The organism is Thermococcus henrietii (assembly GCF_900198835.1).
In the GTDB taxonomy this organism is placed as follows: Archaea; Methanobacteriota_B; Thermococci; order Thermococcales; family Thermococcaceae; genus Thermococcus; species Thermococcus henrietii.
This window is the reverse complement of sequence record NZ_LT900021.1, coordinates 1,296,933-1,312,084: the sequence shown is the minus strand read 5'-3', so window position 1 is coordinate 1,312,084 and position 15,152 is coordinate 1,296,933. Positions and strand designations below refer to the sequence as shown.

17 protein-coding genes and 1 tRNA gene are annotated in these 15,152 nt (G+C 56.7%); 9 read left to right on the top strand and 9 right to left on the bottom strand.

Features of this window, described 5'->3' with window-relative positions:
• Genes CS910_RS07270 through CS910_RS07255 form a run of 4 tightly spaced genes read left to right on the top strand, consistent with a single transcriptional unit; the run spans position 1 to position 4,983 of the window.
• Positions 1-1,359, top strand: a complete 1,359-nt coding sequence (locus tag CS910_RS07270; protein ID WP_099210718.1) for a proton-conducting transporter transmembrane domain-containing protein — start codon at positions 1-3, stop codon at positions 1,357-1,359.
• On the top strand, positions 1,356-2,561 hold the full coding sequence (locus CS910_RS07265) for an NADH-quinone oxidoreductase subunit D-related protein (protein ID WP_099210716.1): 1,206 nt from the start codon (positions 1,356-1,358) through the stop codon (positions 2,559-2,561). The genes CS910_RS07270 and CS910_RS07265 overlap by 4 nt, the downstream gene beginning before the upstream one ends.
• Positions 2,561-3,166, top strand: a complete 606-nt coding sequence (locus CS910_RS07260; protein ID WP_099210714.1) for an NADH-quinone oxidoreductase subunit B family protein — start codon at positions 2,561-2,563, stop codon at positions 3,164-3,166. The genes CS910_RS07265 and CS910_RS07260 overlap by 1 nt, the downstream gene beginning before the upstream one ends.
• Positions 3,163-4,983: a proton-conducting transporter transmembrane domain-containing protein gene (locus tag CS910_RS07255; protein WP_099210712.1), complete on the top strand. Its 1,821-nt coding sequence runs from the start codon at positions 3,163-3,165 to the stop codon at positions 4,981-4,983. Before CS910_RS07260 ends, CS910_RS07255 begins: the two co-directional genes overlap by 4 nt.
• 48 nt (positions 4,984-5,031) lie before the next feature.
• Here CS910_RS07255 and CS910_RS07250 read toward each other — a convergent pair whose 3' ends face one another.
• Positions 5,032-5,412 (bottom strand): hypothetical protein, encoded by a 381-nt coding sequence (locus CS910_RS07250; protein WP_099210710.1) that lies wholly within the window; start codon positions 5,410-5,412, stop codon positions 5,032-5,034.
• A gap of 110 nt (positions 5,413-5,522) precedes the next feature.
• Here CS910_RS07250 and CS910_RS07245 point away from each other — a divergent pair, with 110 nt between their 5' ends.
• Positions 5,523-6,110: a ferritin family protein gene (locus CS910_RS07245; RefSeq protein WP_099210708.1), complete on the top strand. Its 588-nt coding sequence runs from the start codon at positions 5,523-5,525 to the stop codon at positions 6,108-6,110.
• A gap of 33 nt (positions 6,111-6,143) precedes the next feature.
• Here CS910_RS07245 and trm10 read toward each other — a convergent pair whose 3' ends face one another.
• Entirely contained in the window at positions 6,144-7,253 is a 1,110-nt protein-coding gene (gene trm10 / locus CS910_RS07240) for a tRNA (guanine(9)-/adenine(9)-N1)-methyltransferase (protein WP_099212470.1), read from the bottom strand.
• An 87-nt stretch (positions 7,254-7,340) separates the two neighbouring features.
• Between trm10 and CS910_RS07235 the strand changes: the two genes are divergently transcribed.
• A tRNA-Glu gene (locus tag CS910_RS07235) sits at positions 7,341-7,418 on the top strand.
• 639 nt (positions 7,419-8,057) lie between these two features.
• Here CS910_RS07235 and CS910_RS12060 read toward each other — a convergent pair.
• From CS910_RS12060 to CS910_RS07215, 4 genes are all read right to left on the bottom strand, one after another.
• Entirely contained in the window at positions 8,058-8,342 is a 285-nt protein-coding gene (locus CS910_RS12060) for a hypothetical protein (protein ID WP_223211942.1), read from the bottom strand.
• The gene (locus tag CS910_RS07225) at positions 8,339-8,539 is read right to left on the bottom strand and encodes a t26-17p (protein WP_099210706.1); all 201 of its coding nucleotides are present in this window, start codon (positions 8,537-8,539) and stop codon (positions 8,339-8,341) included. The genes CS910_RS12060 and CS910_RS07225 overlap by 4 nt, the downstream gene beginning before the upstream one ends.
• Positions 8,540-8,703: 164 nt before the next feature.
• Positions 8,704-9,831 (bottom strand): DUF2079 domain-containing protein, encoded by a 1,128-nt coding sequence (locus CS910_RS07220; RefSeq protein ID WP_099210703.1) that lies wholly within the window; start codon positions 9,829-9,831, stop codon positions 8,704-8,706.
• A gap of 72 nt (positions 9,832-9,903) precedes the next feature.
• Positions 9,904-11,049 carry a DUF763 domain-containing protein gene (locus CS910_RS07215; RefSeq protein WP_099210701.1) on the bottom strand — a complete coding sequence of 382 codons (1,146 nt, stop codon included), beginning with the start codon at positions 11,047-11,049 and terminating at the stop codon, positions 9,904-9,906.
• A gap of 163 nt (positions 11,050-11,212) precedes the next feature.
• Between CS910_RS07215 and serK the strand changes: the two genes are divergently transcribed.
• The 3 genes from serK to CS910_RS07200 all read left to right on the top strand — a co-directional run bounded on the left by serK (position 11,213) and on the right by CS910_RS07200 (position 13,244).
• Positions 11,213-11,941, top strand: coding sequence for an L-serine kinase SerK (gene serK, locus CS910_RS07210; protein ID WP_099210699.1), 729 nt, complete (start codon positions 11,213-11,215; stop codon positions 11,939-11,941).
• A 165-nt stretch (positions 11,942-12,106) separates the two neighbouring features.
• Positions 12,107-12,538, top strand: a complete 432-nt coding sequence (locus tag CS910_RS07205; protein WP_099210697.1) for a DUF835 domain-containing protein — start codon at positions 12,107-12,109, stop codon at positions 12,536-12,538.
• Positions 12,539-12,578: 40 nt separating this feature from the next.
• Positions 12,579-13,244 carry an HAD family hydrolase gene (locus CS910_RS07200; RefSeq protein ID WP_099210695.1) on the top strand — a complete coding sequence of 222 codons (666 nt, stop codon included), beginning with the start codon at positions 12,579-12,581 and terminating at the stop codon, positions 13,242-13,244.
• Here CS910_RS07200 and CS910_RS07195 read toward each other — a convergent pair.
• Genes CS910_RS07195 through CS910_RS07185 form a run of 3 tightly spaced genes read right to left on the bottom strand, consistent with a single transcriptional unit; the run spans position 13,232 to position 15,112 of the window.
• Positions 13,232-14,005 carry an oxygen-binding di-iron domain-containing protein gene (locus tag CS910_RS07195; RefSeq protein WP_099210693.1) on the bottom strand — a complete coding sequence of 258 codons (774 nt, stop codon included), beginning with the start codon at positions 14,003-14,005 and terminating at the stop codon, positions 13,232-13,234. The genes CS910_RS07200 and CS910_RS07195 overlap by 13 nt on opposite strands.
• Before the next feature lies 1 nt (position 14,006).
• Complete coding sequence (locus tag CS910_RS07190) at positions 14,007-14,801, bottom strand: hypothetical protein (RefSeq protein ID WP_099210691.1); 795 nt, start codon at positions 14,799-14,801, stop codon at positions 14,007-14,009.
• Entirely contained in the window at positions 14,798-15,112 is a 315-nt protein-coding gene (locus CS910_RS07185; RefSeq protein WP_099210689.1) for a hypothetical protein, read from the bottom strand. Before CS910_RS07185 ends, CS910_RS07190 begins: the two co-directional genes overlap by 4 nt.
• Between the last annotated feature and the right edge of the window lie 40 nt (positions 15,113-15,152).

The following is a 15,152-nucleotide window of genomic DNA, read 5'->3' as shown; positions in this document are numbered from 1 at the left end:
ATGGAGGCCGTGGTTTACCTGCTCGCGATACCACTCATAGCAACGCTCCTTCCGCTCATCTCGGAGAGGCTCGGCAGGGCAATCGTCCCCGGGCTGGCCTTCATAACGGCATCAATGGCAACCGACATGCTCATCAGGGGCTACACCGTCTCGAGCCACTACTTCTACGCCGACTGGTACTCGATGATTCTGGCGACGACGATAGCCTGGATTTACTTCTTTGCCTCCCTGGCCTCGCTCTACTACGTCGAGAGGGTCGAGAGGCCATTCTACCCGCTCAGGCTCTACTGGAGCTTCCTCTCGCTCTTCGCGCTCTCGATGATTTTCACCGCCGTCGTCTCGAACCTCGGCTGGATGTGGATTGGGCTTGAGGCGACGACCGTCGTCAGCGCGATACTCATAATCACAGACGGCAAGAAGCGGAACGTCGAGGGGGCTTGGCGCTACATGATTATCGCCTCCGCGGGCCTTGGAATTGCCTTCCTCTCTGTTGTCATAACCTACAGCTTCGCGGGAACCCTCGACGTCAGGCACCTCGTTCTCTCCGAGAAGGCCGGTGCCGTGATCGGACTGCTTGCCATAGTCGGCTTCGGAACAAAGGTCGGCCTCTTCCCGATGCACGGCTGGCTTCCAGATGCCCACGGAAGCGCCCCTTCGCCGGTCAGCGCTATGCTCTCGGGAACGCTCCTCCCAACGGCGCTCCTCGTCTACTACCGCCTCTTCAAGGCATCGACGGGCCTCGGAAAGGAGGCCGTCTACATAGCCCTAACCGTCGGAATCCTGACGGTCCTGGTGGCGTCAATCCTGATGGCCTCGCAGAGGTTCGTCAAAAGGCTCCTGGCTTATTCGAGCATGGACATGATGGGTGTAGCTACCATAGGCATCGCGCTGAGCTACTACAGGCCGAGCCTGCTCAAGCTCGTATTCGTCCTCGTCGCGGTTCACGCCTTCGCCAAGGGTGCCCTCTTCATCTCAGCCGGAAGCGCGGTGAGTAGATACGGCCACGAGATTGGGGAAATCAACGGCCTTATGAAGGACAGTCCGGCACTCGGCTACTCCTTCGGATTATCGGCCCTGGCGGTGACCGGTGCACCGCCTTTCGGAACCTTCCTCGCGGAGCTGTCGATACTCGGGGTGGCCCTCTCGATAAACCGCTGGTGGGCCCTCCTCATCGGAACGGGACTGCTCCTCTCGTTCTTGGCCCTCAACTGGCACTCGGCCAAGATGCTCTTCGGCGGGGGGAAGGGAGCGGAGTTCCAGCGCGGTGAGGAGCTGATACCCCTGATAATGACGCTCGTAGCGCTCGGGGTAAGCCTCTACGCGGTCTACCTTGCACTCACCGGGGGTCTGGTAATATGATGGCTCTCTCGGCCGTTTTCAGGAGGAACGGGAACTATCTAACGGTCTGGCTCGACTACGACACGGGCGAGGCGCTCATCAGGGAAGAGGAGAGACTGCCGGACAGGAAGATTGCGCCCGCTCTTGTTGGTGAGACCACGCCTTACATCAGAATCCCGCCGGGAAGCAACGCGGTTCCCCTCACCTTCGGTCCCGCCGCCGGTGGCCTGGGGCAGGCCGGGGCCTTCGAGATACTCACCTACGGCGAGAGGATAGTCTCGATAAGGCCCGTCTACGGCTACAAGAGACGGGGAATCGAGGGGAGGCTGATAAACCGCCCGCTGGAGGAGACCATAGCAGTCCTTGAGAGGGCCGTCGGGAACTTCGCCTTAGCTTACACCTACGCCTTTCTGAGGGCCGTTGAGGCCAACCCCGACGAAGACGTCTGGGAGGTCAGGAAGGGCCTCCTCGAGATTGAGAGGCTCTACAACCACTTCAACGTCATCCACAAGCTCGCTGGGGATGCATCTCAGAAGGTCGCGACGATGCACTTCCACTGGCTCGAGGAAGAAACGCTCAGGGTTCTCAACAGGCTGACCGGCCACCGCTACGGCTTCGGCGCGAACGTTCCTGGAGGGGTTAGAATCCTCGACGGAAGGGCCGTTGAAAGGCTGGGGAAGCTCAAGGAGGAGTTCCGCGAGCTGAGGGAGGAGTTGCTTGAGAGCAAGATATTCATCGACCGTCTCCACAACACCTGCCGGCTGAGCAGGGAGGACGTAATCGAGCTCGACGCCGTTGGGATAGCGTCGAGGGGTTCAGGGGTCCCGAGGGATGTTCGGGCCTTCGACAGGTTCTACTCCTACAAACCGGTGACGTGCGAGGACGGAGACGCCCTTGCGAGGCTCATGGTCCGCATGGAGGAAATAGAGCGCTCCTTCGAGATTATCGAGGGAATCGACTTCAGGGCGTTGAGTTCTGACCCTGCGGTTAAGGGGGGCCTCAACCTCGGACTGGCGGAGGCCCCGCACGGTGACGTTCTTACGCTCGTGGAGCTGAGGGACGGCAGAGTTTCGTGGATTGGCCTCAGGGGAGCGTCGAGGATAAACTACGTGGCCTTCTGCAGGGGCATAACAGGGAACATCTTCACGGACTTCCCCTTCGGACTGCACAGCTTTGGCCTGAACTTCGCGGATGCAGACCTCTGGCAGGGGGGTGAGGAGTGATGTGGATTATCAGGGGGCTCAGAAAGGGCGTTCTGACGAGCGAGTATCCCAAGAGGGTGAGCGAGGAGGAGCTTCCCTTCAGCTTCCCGCTCGAGGCTCCGGCGGAGTGCCCGTTCGGGGCCGTTGAAGACGGGAGACTTGACTACAGGAAGTGCATCAACTGCCGTCTCTGCAACGTCCCCTTCGGCCAGAAAACCGGGCTGAGCGAGGTTGAGAACCCCCTTCCATTCAGGAAGTCACTCCACGTCTTCTTCCTTGACGTCGGAACCTGCCACGCCTGCAACAGGGAGGTTGCGCTCCTCCACAGTCCGAACTACGACATCCACAGGCTCAAGATATTCTTCACGCCGACGCCGAAGCACGCGGACGTTCTTTTGGTTGCGGGCTGTCCGACCGACGGAATGATTCCGGTCCTGAAGGAGGCCTACGAGCTGATGCCCGAACCCAAGCGGGTCTTGGTTCTGGGCGCCTGCGCCAACGGCGCGCTGTGCGGTAGGAAGGTGGAGGACTTCGTTCCGGTTGACGGCTACGTTCCGGGCTGTCCGCCCAGTCCTGTTCAGATTATAGAGGGCCTCCTCAAGGTCGCCGGGAGGGATGTCGAATGATTAACCCGTTCTACGCGATAACCATAGGCTTCATCGTCGCTTCCCTGCTCGCGGTGCTCTCAAGGAAAGCAAGCTACGCGCTCTCGGCCATTCTCTCGGCCGGCCTGCTGGTTCTCGCCCTCGTCCGGCCGGAGGGAATAGACGACGTTTCCCGCTACTTCCTCGTGGTCTCTGGAATAGTGTGGCTCGGGGCCTCGCTGTTCAGCCTGAGCTACGACGACCACTATCCGAGGCTGTTAGCCGGTTCGTTCGCTATGAGCATCGCCGGAATGCTTATGATACTCCTCGCAAAGGGGGCCGTCGGCTTCCTCGTCGGCTGGGAGGTCATGACGATAGCGAGCTACTTCGGGATAACCGCGAGGGAGAACTCGAGGAGGGAAGCCTACAAGTTCCTCGCCTTCGGCGAGCTGAGCGCGCTCCTAATCCTGGCCGGCTTCGGCCTGCTCTCCGTTGAGACCGGCTCCACGGTGTTTTCAGCATGGAAGGGCTCTGAACTCTGGAGCCTTGCGTTCTTCCTGGCAGGCCTCGGCTTCGCGGTTAAGATGGCCATGTTTCCGTTCCACGTCTGGCTTCCGGATGCACACGGCAAGGCCCCGGCGAACCTTTCCTCGCTCCTGAGCGCGGTTCTGACGCTCATGGGGGTCTACGGGTTCGTCAGACTGCTCCTCATTGAGAGTCCTGCCACGTGGGTGGGCTCGTTCTTCCTCCTGCTCGGTGGGCTGACTGCCATACTTGGAGCGGCCTACGCGGCCGGCACCGAGCACGTCAAGAAGTTGCCAGGTTACAGCACCGTCGAGAACGACGGCGTTCTGCTGGCGCTCTTAGGCGGAACCGTCGTCGCCCTGAACGCTGGCAACAGGACGCTGGCTTCCTTTGCACTGCTGGCGCTTCTCTTCTACGCCTTCGCCCACAGCGTTGCAAAGGGCCTGCTCTTCCTGCTCGCGGGGAGGCTTGAGAACGGAACCGGGCGCTTCCCCGAGGTCAGGGCCGGCAGGCTCACCGCCGTCGGCGTCGTCGCGGGCTATGTCTCCGCCCTCAGCCTGGCCGGCGTAGCCCCGTTCCCGGGCTTCCTCGGCGAATGGATGGGCATAGAGACGCTCCTCCAGAGTTTCAAGATACCGGACGCCAGGCTCAAGGTCCTCATGGTCCTCGTGGGGTCGCTCGTTGCGCTAACGGCGGGCGTCGCGGGCGTCGCGATGAGCAAGATAATAACCCACGGAATCCAGCGCGCCGGAGGGAGAAGGGAGCTCTCCGCGGAGGACATCGCCTACGCCTTCATGGGTGCCGTGCTGGTGATGGTGGGAGTTCTCCCGCTGGCGGTCTTCGAGCTCGTTGATAGCGTCGTCGGCTCGCTCGCCGGAATAAAGGCGACGTCCTTCATAGGCGGGGCGCTCGGCATAAAGGACGGCTTTCTTGTTGTGGCCAAGGACTTTGGCGGAATCTCGCCGACCTACCTAGCCGGCCTCGTGACGGTCTTCGGCGTCAGCGTCTACGTTATAGCAAGGCTGACCGTGTTCAAGAGGGTCAGGCGCGTCAGGGCCTGGAGCGGCGGGCTGAGCAACCCGGAGTACCCGCCGATAGCCCACTCCGCAATACTCCTCATAACCGAGGGCTGGCTCTACGGTACGAGGGAGGAGAACGGAAGGCTCTACTGGCGCGAAAGGGTGAACATCGCCTACGAAAAGCTCTCGAGAGCTTATCTGAACTTCTCGGAGTGGTTCAGGCACGGGCTGATGAGGGGCTCGGACAGCGTTTACGTCGCGTACATCCTGCTGGCGTTGATAGTTGGTCTCGTATATCTGCTCAGGGTCCTTTGACCCTTTCTCTTTTGCGTAGGTTAAAGGAGAAAAGGAGAAAGGTGAGAGTCACTTCAAGTGGATTTCAAACAAGGTCGCGTCATGCTCTTGTATGACTTCAACTTTAACGTCACCAAACTCCTTTTTAAGCTCGTCCAGGACCTCTTGAATCATGTCGTCTTCTAGGACGTCCTCGTCCTCTATGAACAGCGTCTTTCCTGTGTACCATACCTTGTAGACGAAGTCGTAGCCTGTGAACATCTTGTTGTCGCCCTCGCCGAAGACAACGTTGCCGTTCTCCCGTATCAGGTTGAGTATAGCCTGCTCCGGGCAGTGGGCCTTCCTGAACTTCGAGTAAATCCTCGGGATGACATCCGAGGGCGAGCCTCCCATAACCTGCTGGGTTCCTATGTTGTAGTTCCGGAACATTATAAGGGCACTGACTCCCATGGCAATCCCCTGGCTTGGTTTGGAGTCCGAGCTTAAGAACCTGTTGGCTCAACCTTCGATATATGACAAGGGTTTTATACGATTCCGCCTAATCTGAGGAGGGTGATGCCATGGGCAGAGCCTTAGAGCTCTTCATGGAAAAAGCCAGCGTGAGGGAGGAAATCCGAAAGGCCGTTAGGGAGCTGTCTCAAAAATCATTGAAGGAGATAATGGCATACATCCTCAAGGGGGAAGTGGACTCAACGAACCTGTACCGCTTCCTCTACGAGAACCTGCCGGACGGCTACCCACGGGACAAGTTCAGGGAGTTCTTGGAGATGGAGAAGGACCACGACTCGGAGGTTTCCCGGCTGTTCGAGAGCCTGTTTCCCGGCGAGGATGTTCCGAAGGTTCATCTGAAGAGCTGGGCAAGGGTCTTCTCAGAAAAAGACTACCGACTTAGAACTGTCGGAGATTACCTGCGGGTTCTTGAGATAGGGATGGACGCCGAAAAGCTCTCCGAGATGCTCTACCTGCTCCTCGCAGAGCTCCTGGAAAATCCAGAGCACAAAAAGCTCATGGAGCGCCTCGCTGAGGATGAGAGAGAGCACTACGAGTTTCTAAAGGATGAATATGAGTTCTACTCAAAAGTCGAGCGCCAGAAGGCACTAAAAGAGCTCATTGAGGAAATTAAGAGGGACAAGAAACGGAGACTCTAAGCATCCAATCAGGTATCACGTTTAAATCACCTTTTAACAGTTGTAGCACAGCATCGCAGCCTTCTTGAGGAGTATGACCCGGTAGAGCCTACCGCGGATTACCCTTGGAACCGAGAGCTTGTTAAGGCGGTGTATCCTTCTCCTGTCGAGAGCAATCAAATCCAGCTCTCTGAGGACCTTAACGAAGTCCTCCGGGCGGATTTTAAGCCACTTCGAGTACTCGTCGAAGAGCTCCTTCTCGACGACGCGGAAGTCCTTCCCGTCGATTCTGTACCGAATTGCCCTCCTTGGCAGCTCCTTCCTGAGCCTCCAGCGCGCGTGGAGCGGCTCCTGGAACTCGTAGACGGCCTCGTCCATCGGTTTGCCTTCAACGAGCATCTCGAGGAGTATGCCGAGAATTCTGTTTATCCTGTCGGGAACCCCTATCACGTCGCCCCTGAGAACTATCTTTCTCCGCCTGACCCTTATTCCAGCTCCCTCAAGCTCCTCGCCGATTTTGGGAGTCAGCTTTTTATCTCCACCGGTGTCGACGATTCCGCCTATTACGAAGGCCTTAACGCCGAAGTCCTCCTCGCTTAAAACCTCGTCGGCCCAGGGGTCGAGGAGAACGACCTCGTCTATTCCCTCCCCCCTCAAAAACTCGGAGGTCGAACCTTCGTAAGCGGTAATCCTATCGAGGGGACCGTGGAACATCTTCCGGAACTCCTCGTTGGCCCACGTCACCGCTAGCTCTCTCCCAGTGAAGTAGTCGCGCAGAAGGCCGTAGCTCTGGTTAATCTGGAGGCAGACCTTGCCCTTTTCCTTTTGGGTGTGTTTGTCCCAGAGCTGGAGGTCGATTATGAAATAAGGCCACTCCGGAAGTTTTGAGCGTAGCTCCTCCGGGGAGAGGACCATCTCGAACTTATCCGCCATGCAGAGGGGAGCGTAGGCGTAGTAAGAACCTTCAACGCGGTTTCCGCTCAGGTCCCACGCAACTGCAGTCTTCTCGGGGACGCGGAAGATTGCGCCCTTACCGTGGACCATCTCAATCGCTATGTCCTGGAGTTTGTTCTTCGACTTTCGGAAGCGCTTCGAGAGCGTTCCTATGCTCTCTATCCCCTTCTCCCTCAGTGCCTCCCTGAGAACGTCCGCGAGAGTCTTCATGGCCATCGATGGGGGGCTCGGGGGGATGTTTAAAAATCTACCGGCCGAAAGGTTTTTAAGTCCGCTCGGCCCCCTAAGAACGGACGCGCCCGGGTGGTGTAGCCCGGTCAAACATGCGGGCCTTTCGAGCCCGCGCCCCGGGTTCAAATCCCGGCCCGGGCACCAGAATTCTCTTGCCTGCCTTATCTGCACCTTCTCCAAGCGAGAGCCTCGCCAAAACGGCATCTTCTATGAAACGAGACCGGTTATAAGTCGCGGTAGATACCCTTTTTGAGTTTGAGCCGGAGACAGTGAGGTTTTCTTTTTTATAACTTTGGGAGAAATGACGTATCATTTCAGTAACCTTTAAAAGTGCACGTTGCGTATACGATATTGAGCCCGTGAGAATGATTGGGCGATGAGCCGCATGAGCATGAAGTCCCGTTGGGGACGGAGTTGGCGGGCCCTTCGAGTGGTGGTCCTGGCAGACCCTTATGAAGCCGGGGATGCACCGTGAGAGGGGCTTTGGCGTCCCGAGAGGGTGCGGGCGATGAGCGACCGTGCCCGATGAAGATGAAAAGGGACGCCTTCATGGTCCTCTTCTCAGGAGTTCTAAGAATTCAAGGTCATTCTCCAGGTATGCAATTCTCGCAAAGTAGGCAATGTTATCCACGAGAAGCATGAAGGTGTTTGTACTGTTTTGCTGTAGTCCTGCTCTCTTTCTCTTCGATGGTCCTCAGGTCAGGGTAGCGTCGTTTGAGGATTGAGATAACGTCTTTATCTCCGATTATGAATTTGCAGTCTGGATAAAGCTGTTCGAAGTCGTCATAGAAGCGCTGTGGGAGGTCTCTCTCGCGGAATGAAATATATATGGTCGGTAAGGTCAGAGCGCTCGCCCTTAAGGGCAGCTTTCAGCATGTCCATCTTGGCTTTCTTCACGCTTCCGTATTTCTTGGCGTGCTTGAGGTTAAGGTCTCTGAATACTATCCGTTTGAGAGGGCCCACTTCAGAGTCCCAAACTCCAACCAATGCGAGCACTGTAAAGCCTCTTCTGCTTTCGTGCTCGGTGCTTCTGTCGATTATAACAATCAGGTTCTTAAAGCGCTTCATACCATCACCAGCCAGCTCGGCCTCTTCTCCTTTGGAATGAGCTCGGCGAGCTCTTTGAGTTCCTCTGGAGTGAGGATGTAAACTTCCTCTGGAAGCTCTGCTTTTGAGGGGATGTAAATAAGCCTCTGCTCGACGTTGTAGATTTTGCCCTTCTTCTTCTGCCTCTTGATTTGCTTGCGAACCTGAACCTTGAGCATCGGCCCCACCAGTATACGGTAGAGGTCAGCCTTTATAAAATCTTCTACCGTAGAAGTATTAGTATGATAGCAACATAGCGGCTCTAAGAATTCACGCCATTCTCAAGGTATGCAATCCTCGCAAAGTATGGCTGTCCCGCGGAGGGCATGGGATGTTTGCGTTTTTAGCCCGTCCCATGCAGCATCCTGCCGAGAAATCTCGCCCAAAAGTAAACGCTGTCGTAGGGCCCAATCCTGGTGACCCCGTAGACGGGCGAGAACAGAATGGATGAAACGAGCGCTATTAAGAATCCCTTTCTCAGCATCCGTGGGTTCTCGGAGACAGCGTAGACTGAGACGATGAAGAGAAACGGCACGAGCATGTAGGTATAGTAGAAGTCGTAGCTAACCATGGCCCAGGAAGCCCCAAGGAGGAGCTCTGCCCACAGGGGCGCGGATGGGAGGAGGAAACGGGGCTGGAGGAGGGGCAGGAACCCCATGGAGAGAAGAACCAACGCCACAAAGGACCATCCCCTCTCCCTCAGGAAGTTGGGGGTTCCGTGATAGCGGGCCATCCATCTCGGAGGGACCCACCCGTTGAACCAGAATATCAGAACTAAGCTGACGGTCATCCAAAGAACGGCAAGGAGAACCATCGTCAGTTCAAGCCGGTTCCTCAACCAGGTACGCGGTTTCAGTGAACCCATTGGGGAATCCTTCCGCATAACCCCCATCCACATGAGGGCGATGAGGAAGAGGCCGGCGTCCTCCCTTGCGGAGAGCACGAGGGCCGCCGACACGAGCATGGGCTTGGTTCTCCCGGTTTCGTAGAAGTACGCGGTCAGAAAGGCAAAGGGAATCGCCAGAGCACAGGCGTGAAAATCTGCCTTGTTTATCCCGTGAATGAAGGGGTTTATAAGGTACATCGAGGCAAGGAGTAGCGCCGATTTTTCGTTTTTTAGCACCGCTCTAGCAAAATAGAAGAGGCCAACCGCACCGAGCCCTATGAAAATAGACTGCACCACTAGTATCGTCTCGATGTGAGGAAACAGCGCGACGATTGGAAGGAGGAGGAAGAGAATGGGCGAGTTGTGAACCGCGAAGTGGGAAGTTCCTTCGTAGGGACTGTAGAAGAAGCCGTTCCCATGGAGTGTGTTTATCAAGTCACTGTAAAACGTGTGCGTATCGCAGAGAACGTATCCAGGTGCGTAGAAGTGCTCAAAGGCGTAGAGCCTGAATACGGAGTAAGCAGAGAAGAACGCGATGTAAACGACCACAAACACCCAGAGGGCCTTAACGTACTTCGAAGCCATGACCCAGCTCCCCCTGCTAAGATTGTCAACGGACGGATGCGGTCGGGTCCTTATAAACCCACCACAGTCGCGTTACGTTGGCCGCTTCTCGTCCTCCGGAAACTTCCAGTTTCTGGTAATCTTCACGACGTTTCTAACGAGTGCCCTCTCCTCGCGGTTTCTCTCGACGAGCTTCTCAAGGAAAGATATTAGGTCGTCGTAGGTCCCCTTCTCGACCGGGAACGGAACGCGGTCCTTTCCGCCAACGGCGTAGGTGAACTTGAAGGGGTCCGGTGGGTGCGTCACCCTGTCCTTCCAGCTCGGGGGCGTCTCGTAGACCAGCTCGACCACGAGCGAAAGTGCCCTCAGCGTGCTCGGCCCGAGCCCCTTGAGGAGAAGGAGTTCCTCGTAGTTCCCGACGCCCAGCTCCCTCGCGAATTCAAGGGCCCTTCTGTTGAGCTCCAGCTTCCCAAGGCTCTCGTAGCGCTTCAGAATTGCTCTCTCATCGACGTCCCTTGGGCGGTAGTACACCAGCGGGCGGTAACCCTTCGCGATGGCCTTTATCGTCTCAACCTCGCGCGCCACCTTCTCCGGCCCCTCGCTCACGAGGTCGAGGAGCGTCTTCTGAAACTCCTTGGAGTCACCCGAGACAGTGTTGAGGGCGAGCTCCCCACGGATTCCCGCTATCGCCTTATGGGGGTTGAGGGTGAAGGTTTCGGCGTCAAACCAGTGGTAGCGCCTCGCGAGTTTGGCTTTCTCGTTCATTCCCTGCTGTACCACCGCCCAGTTGCCCTCTTCATCGAGAAAGAAGGCGTGGTGGTAGAGCTGGTAGCCTGTCTGGAAGGCAACGGTGTCAACCTTCGCGACGAGCCGGGATGTTCTGACGTACGGTTCAGGGTCGAGTTCGTAGCGCTCCGCTATGGTTTTCAACTCCTCCGGCGTTCTCCTGCTTGCCTTTCCCTTTCCTCCGGCGACCTTAACGCCGAGCTCCTCCCGCGAGAGGACCTCCTTTATCATGCCCACCGTTACCGTCGTCGAGCCAGAGGAGTCCCAGTCCATGCCGATGAGGTTGTTGAAGGCCTGGAACCAGACCGGGTCGGAGAGCCTCTCAAGGAGGCCTTTCGTCCCGTACTCGTCAACGGCGAGTATTAGAACTAATCTCGTCAGCTTCCGCATCCTCTGAGCGAGCCACGCGGGAACGTGGCCGCCGTGAAGGGGCAGTTCGGCAACGTTCCTCATCTGAGTTGGATAACCCTTCGAGGTTTTAACTTTTTTTGCGGGAGAATTTTCGAGAGACACTCAGAAACCTCAATGATTCTCCATAAAAGTGTTGGAATTTTCAACGGAAAGGCTTTTTATTGAGCGGTTCGATTTCCATCTGCATAGTCACGGGGGGTTTGCCATGGGAGTTGAAAAGGTTCCGAAGTACGACATTCCGACCGTTAAGGTTGACTACGTTTTTATTGAACTTGACAAAATGAAGCCCCACGAGCAGCTCGTTCAGAAGGAGCTCGAGGACTTCATCGAGAGCGTCACCGGCTCAGGCATATTCTGGAAGCCGATGCTCCTCGCGAAGATTCCGGGGACGGATGAGTATCTCATCGTCGACGGCCACCACCGCTGGGCCGGCCTTCAGAAGCTCGGCGCGAAGAGGGCTCCCTCAGTCATACTCGACTACTTCAGCGACGACGTCAAGGTCTACACCTGGTATCCTGCCTTCAAGGGCGACCTCAACGAGGTCATCGAGAGACTCAGGAAGGAGGGCCTTGAGGTCGTTGAGGACCCCGAGGCAGAGGAGAAGGCCGAGCGCGGCGAGGTTGCCTTCGCCATAGTCGGGGAGAAGAGCTTTGCAATCCCCGGAGGCCTCGACGAGCAGAAGGTAGTCAGCAGGGTCCTCGACGAGATGAACCAGGAGGGCAGGATAGAGCTCATCTACTACGGCCTCAAAGAGGATGCGAGGGAGGACATGGCCAAGGGTGAGATTGACTACGTCTTCATCAGGAAGGCCCCGACCAAGGAGGACGTTATGGAGCTTGTCAAGCGCGGGGAAGTATTCTCACCGAAAACCACGAGGCACGTGCTTCCATTCAACCCGGACAAGATTGACGTCAAGCTCGAGGAACTCTTCTGAGTTCCAACAAGTTTTTAAATTTTGTGTCTTTTATTCATTAGCTCCGATGACGATGGATTAACCAGCTGAAGGGTGATGAAATCGGCCTTGACCGAGGATGCACCTACATAGCCACTTACAAAAAAGGGATATAAACTCCAACTCCCAAAACTGGACGGTGGGAAGATGCTGAAGGCGTTCACTCCCCTCCTCGCGGGGGCCCTTGTGGACAAGCCTGGGATGGGGCATTTCAGAATAGTCCACTCCCTCAAAGAGGTTCCAGAGGAGAAGGCGGTCGTCATCGGCAGGGCCGGTGCGAGGGTCCCTCCGGGGTGGGAGCTCGTGACGGTGAGCGCCGCGAGGGGCTTCTTTGGCCCGAGGGAACTCCACAGGATTCTCGAGGGCATCGTGGCAAGTCTCAAGAGCGACCCGGATAAAGCGGTCGTCATAGCGTGTCCGGAGTACCTCGCGCTCCACAACGGTTTTACTGCAGTTGTGAAGTTCCTCAACGACGTCCGCGACTACGCGATTCTCCTGGGAGGCAGGGTTTACCTCGTCACCGACGAACTCGCCTGGGACCCGAGGGAGTTCGCCCTCCTTAAGAGGCTCGAGGATTAGACATTTAAAACCCCTCTTCTAACTCCCCATGGGGGTTGAGATGCTCCGCGGTTTAATCTTCGACGTTGACGAGACCCTTGTCTACTACGAGGGCTACGACCACAGGAAGTGGTTCGAGGAGTGGGTTAAACCGGCGCTCGAGAAGGCGGGGATAGAAATCGATTACGAAATCTACAGGAAGACCGTTAGCGGCGAACTCCCAAGGAGCTACGTGAGGAGGCTCGGAATAGAGCCGGTCGAGATGTGGAAGGTCATAGACAGAGCGAACAACAAGTACCGAAAGGCAATGGCCAGGGAGGGGAAGATAAAGGCGTTTCCGGACGTTGATGCGCTCGGGGAGCTGAGAAAGCTCGGCCTCAAGATGGCCGCGGTCAGCAACGCCTCGCAGGAGAACACCGAGTTCGTTCTCGACCTCTTCAACCTCAGGGAGTTCTTCGACGTCGTTATCGGTAAGGACTACTCCAACATCGACGGCGTCAAGCCCAGCCCGTACCTCATAAACAAGGCCCTTGGAGCGCTCGGACTGAAGCCTGAAGAGGTCCTCGTCGTCGGGGACAGCGTTCACGACGTTCTGGCCGGTCATCGTGCAGGCGCCAGGGTCGTCAACGTCACCCGCTTCGGCCGGGTTGAGGGGGCCGACTACTACGTCGAAAACCTGTGGGAGTTGCTTGAGCTCGTAAAAAAGCTGGGGACTCAGTCCCCGTAGAACTCCTCTTCGAAGGCGTCGATTCCAACCTCAAGCGAATCGAGCCAGTCAAGGAACCTGCCAACGTCATCGTCCCTGAATATTGCCCCGTGCTGTGGCGCTATCATCTTGGGCTTCAGCTTCCTTACCGAGCGGACCCATGCCTTAAGGGCCTTCGTTGAGCTCATATACCTCCTGTGGAATCCCTCCATGTGCTTAGTGTGCTCGTCGAAGTCCTCAACGAAGAGGTACCACTCGTCCTTCGAGAATGCGGCGGCTCCAATGTCCGAGCTGAACAGGATTCCGCTCTTCTCGTCGTAGAAGGCGAAGTTACCGGGACTGTGGAGGTAGTGGGCCGGAACTGCCCTTATGGTCGAGTTTCCAAGTTTGAACTCTGCTCCCTTATCCGGGATTCCGACAGTTCTGCCCGCGCTCATTACGGCCAGGTGCGGAATGAAGCGCACCCACAGCTCCGAGATGACAACCTTCGCCAGCGGTGCGTACTCGAACCAGAGGTTCAAGCCCGCAACTACGTCGGGGTCCTGGTGCGAGTACATGAGGTACTTAATCTGCGTTGGGGGAATCAGGGAGGAGACGTTCTTGAGAACGCGGGAGAACACGAAGAACCCGCCGGGCTCTATAAGCGCGCCCTCGTTTCCGTCAATGACGAGGTACTGGTTGGTCAGTATCCCCTTCTCGTCCTCGCTTTCCTCAATTCCAAGCCAGTAAACCTTATGGCTACCGTCGTCGTAGAGCGGGTAGCTGTTCATGTTCCTAATCATCTCAAACACCTCCAGCCGGAACCCATGCGTTCACCATGTAGGCCCCGGAAACCTTTGAAAGGAGCTCAACGGCTTCCCTAACACCGTCCTCTCCCTCGACCTTGATGGTCTTAACGTCACTTCCGTTCCTGAGTTCCACAGCCAGAACCTGACTGCCCCTGACGAGCACCTTGAAACCGCTGGTTCCATCGGACGTTATTCCCGAGAGGTAGAGAACCTCACTGCCCGCTTTTTCAAGAATCTCGTTGAGAACGTTGAAGAAGCCTCCCTCCGGGATGACGTGTAGACCACTGTGAACCATCTTGGCCTTTGCCAGGAAGTTGGCGACGCTCATGGGGTCGGAGAAGTCCACTTCGAGTATGGCCTTTTCGGTCTTCTTGCCAACTTCGATTGGCTTGGACGCCTCCGCCAGCTCCTTGAGGTTCCTGGCTATCCCCTCGACGAGTATCTCCAGGGTTTTCCCGAGGAAGAACTCACCCCTACCGGAGTAGGAGAGCTCCACATTGGCAGAAACGTACTTCCGCCATTCCTTGAGGGTTATCACGACCGTCAGGTTGCCCCTCTTTCCCCTTCCCTCGTAGATGTGGCTGTTGTAGTCCTCGTGGAACTCGAACTCGTAGGTGTCCCTGAACTTGAAGACGAAGCGGGGTAGCATTATCTCGGCCACGACCGGGTTTCTGCCCCTTACCTTGACCACGTAGGGCCAGTTTGTTATGAACTGCACCGGGTCGTGGAGTATGGCCTCAACGGAGTCCATGCCGGACTTTATCTCAACGCTGGCTTCCTTGCGCTTCATGCTACCATCCCCAGCGCCTCTATCAGCTTGACGTAGAGTCCTTCGGGGCCCTCGGCTGGGCTCACCGGAAACAGGAAGTACACCTCGTCACCGTTCTTCACGACGAGCCTCTTCTCCGAGGGGTAGAGAACCACGCTGAGTTCGAGTTCCACCACTGAACCGTGGCTCGTCTTCATGGTGCCAACGGCGTGGGGAACCGCGACCTTGGAGCCCTCGACGACGTCCTTCCAGGTTGAAGCTATAACCTCAAAGGGATTGATTCTCCATAAGAATGTGCCCCTTCCAGATGATTTGGTTCCCGTTACCATCATTGTCCATCACCTAAACGCACCTGTAGATTCATGAACAATA

Bases quoted from the DNA above. Each gene is read 5' to 3' on its own strand.
- CS910_RS07270 (WP_099210718.1), top strand. From the start codon at position 1: ATGGAGGCCGTGGTTTACCTGCTCGCGATACCACTCATAGCAACGCTC.
- CS910_RS07225 (WP_099210706.1), bottom strand. From the start codon at position 8,539: ATGCTCAAGGTTCAGGTTCGCAAGCAAATCAAGAGGCAGAAGAAGAAG.
- CS910_RS07265 (WP_099210716.1), top strand. From the start codon at position 1,356: ATGATGGCTCTCTCGGCCGTTTTCAGGAGGAACGGGAACTATCTAACG.
- CS910_RS07185 (WP_099210689.1), bottom strand. From the start codon at position 15,112: ATGATGGTAACGGGAACCAAATCATCTGGAAGGGGCACATTCTTATGG.
- CS910_RS07220 (WP_099210703.1), bottom strand. From the start codon at position 9,831: ATGGCTTCGAAGTACGTTAAGGCCCTCTGGGTGTTTGTGGTCGTTTAC.
- CS910_RS07260 (WP_099210714.1), top strand. From the start codon at position 2,561: ATGTGGATTATCAGGGGGCTCAGAAAGGGCGTTCTGACGAGCGAGTAT.
- CS910_RS07190 (WP_099210691.1), bottom strand. From the start codon at position 14,801: ATGAAGCGCAAGGAAGCCAGCGTTGAGATAAAGTCCGGCATGGACTCC.
- CS910_RS07205 (WP_099210697.1), top strand. From the start codon at position 12,107: ATGCTGAAGGCGTTCACTCCCCTCCTCGCGGGGGCCCTTGTGGACAAG.
- CS910_RS07245 (WP_099210708.1), top strand. From the start codon at position 5,523: ATGGGCAGAGCCTTAGAGCTCTTCATGGAAAAAGCCAGCGTGAGGGAG.
- CS910_RS07255 (WP_099210712.1), top strand. From the start codon at position 3,163: ATGATTAACCCGTTCTACGCGATAACCATAGGCTTCATCGTCGCTTCC.
- CS910_RS07215 (WP_099210701.1), bottom strand. From the start codon at position 11,049: ATGAGGAACGTTGCCGAACTGCCCCTTCACGGCGGCCACGTTCCCGCG.
- CS910_RS07250 (WP_099210710.1), bottom strand. From the start codon at position 5,412: ATGGGAGTCAGTGCCCTTATAATGTTCCGGAACTACAACATAGGAACC.
- serK (WP_099210699.1), top strand. From the start codon at position 11,213: ATGGGAGTTGAAAAGGTTCCGAAGTACGACATTCCGACCGTTAAGGTT.
- CS910_RS12060 (WP_223211942.1), bottom strand. From the start codon at position 8,342: ATGAAGCGCTTTAAGAACCTGATTGTTATAATCGACAGAAGCACCGAG.
- CS910_RS07195 (WP_099210693.1), bottom strand. From the start codon at position 14,005: ATGATTAGGAACATGAACAGCTACCCGCTCTACGACGACGGTAGCCAT.
- CS910_RS07200 (WP_099210695.1), top strand. From the start codon at position 12,579: ATGCTCCGCGGTTTAATCTTCGACGTTGACGAGACCCTTGTCTACTAC.
- trm10 (WP_099212470.1), bottom strand. From the start codon at position 7,253: ATGAAGACTCTCGCGGACGTTCTCAGGGAGGCACTGAGGGAGAAGGGG.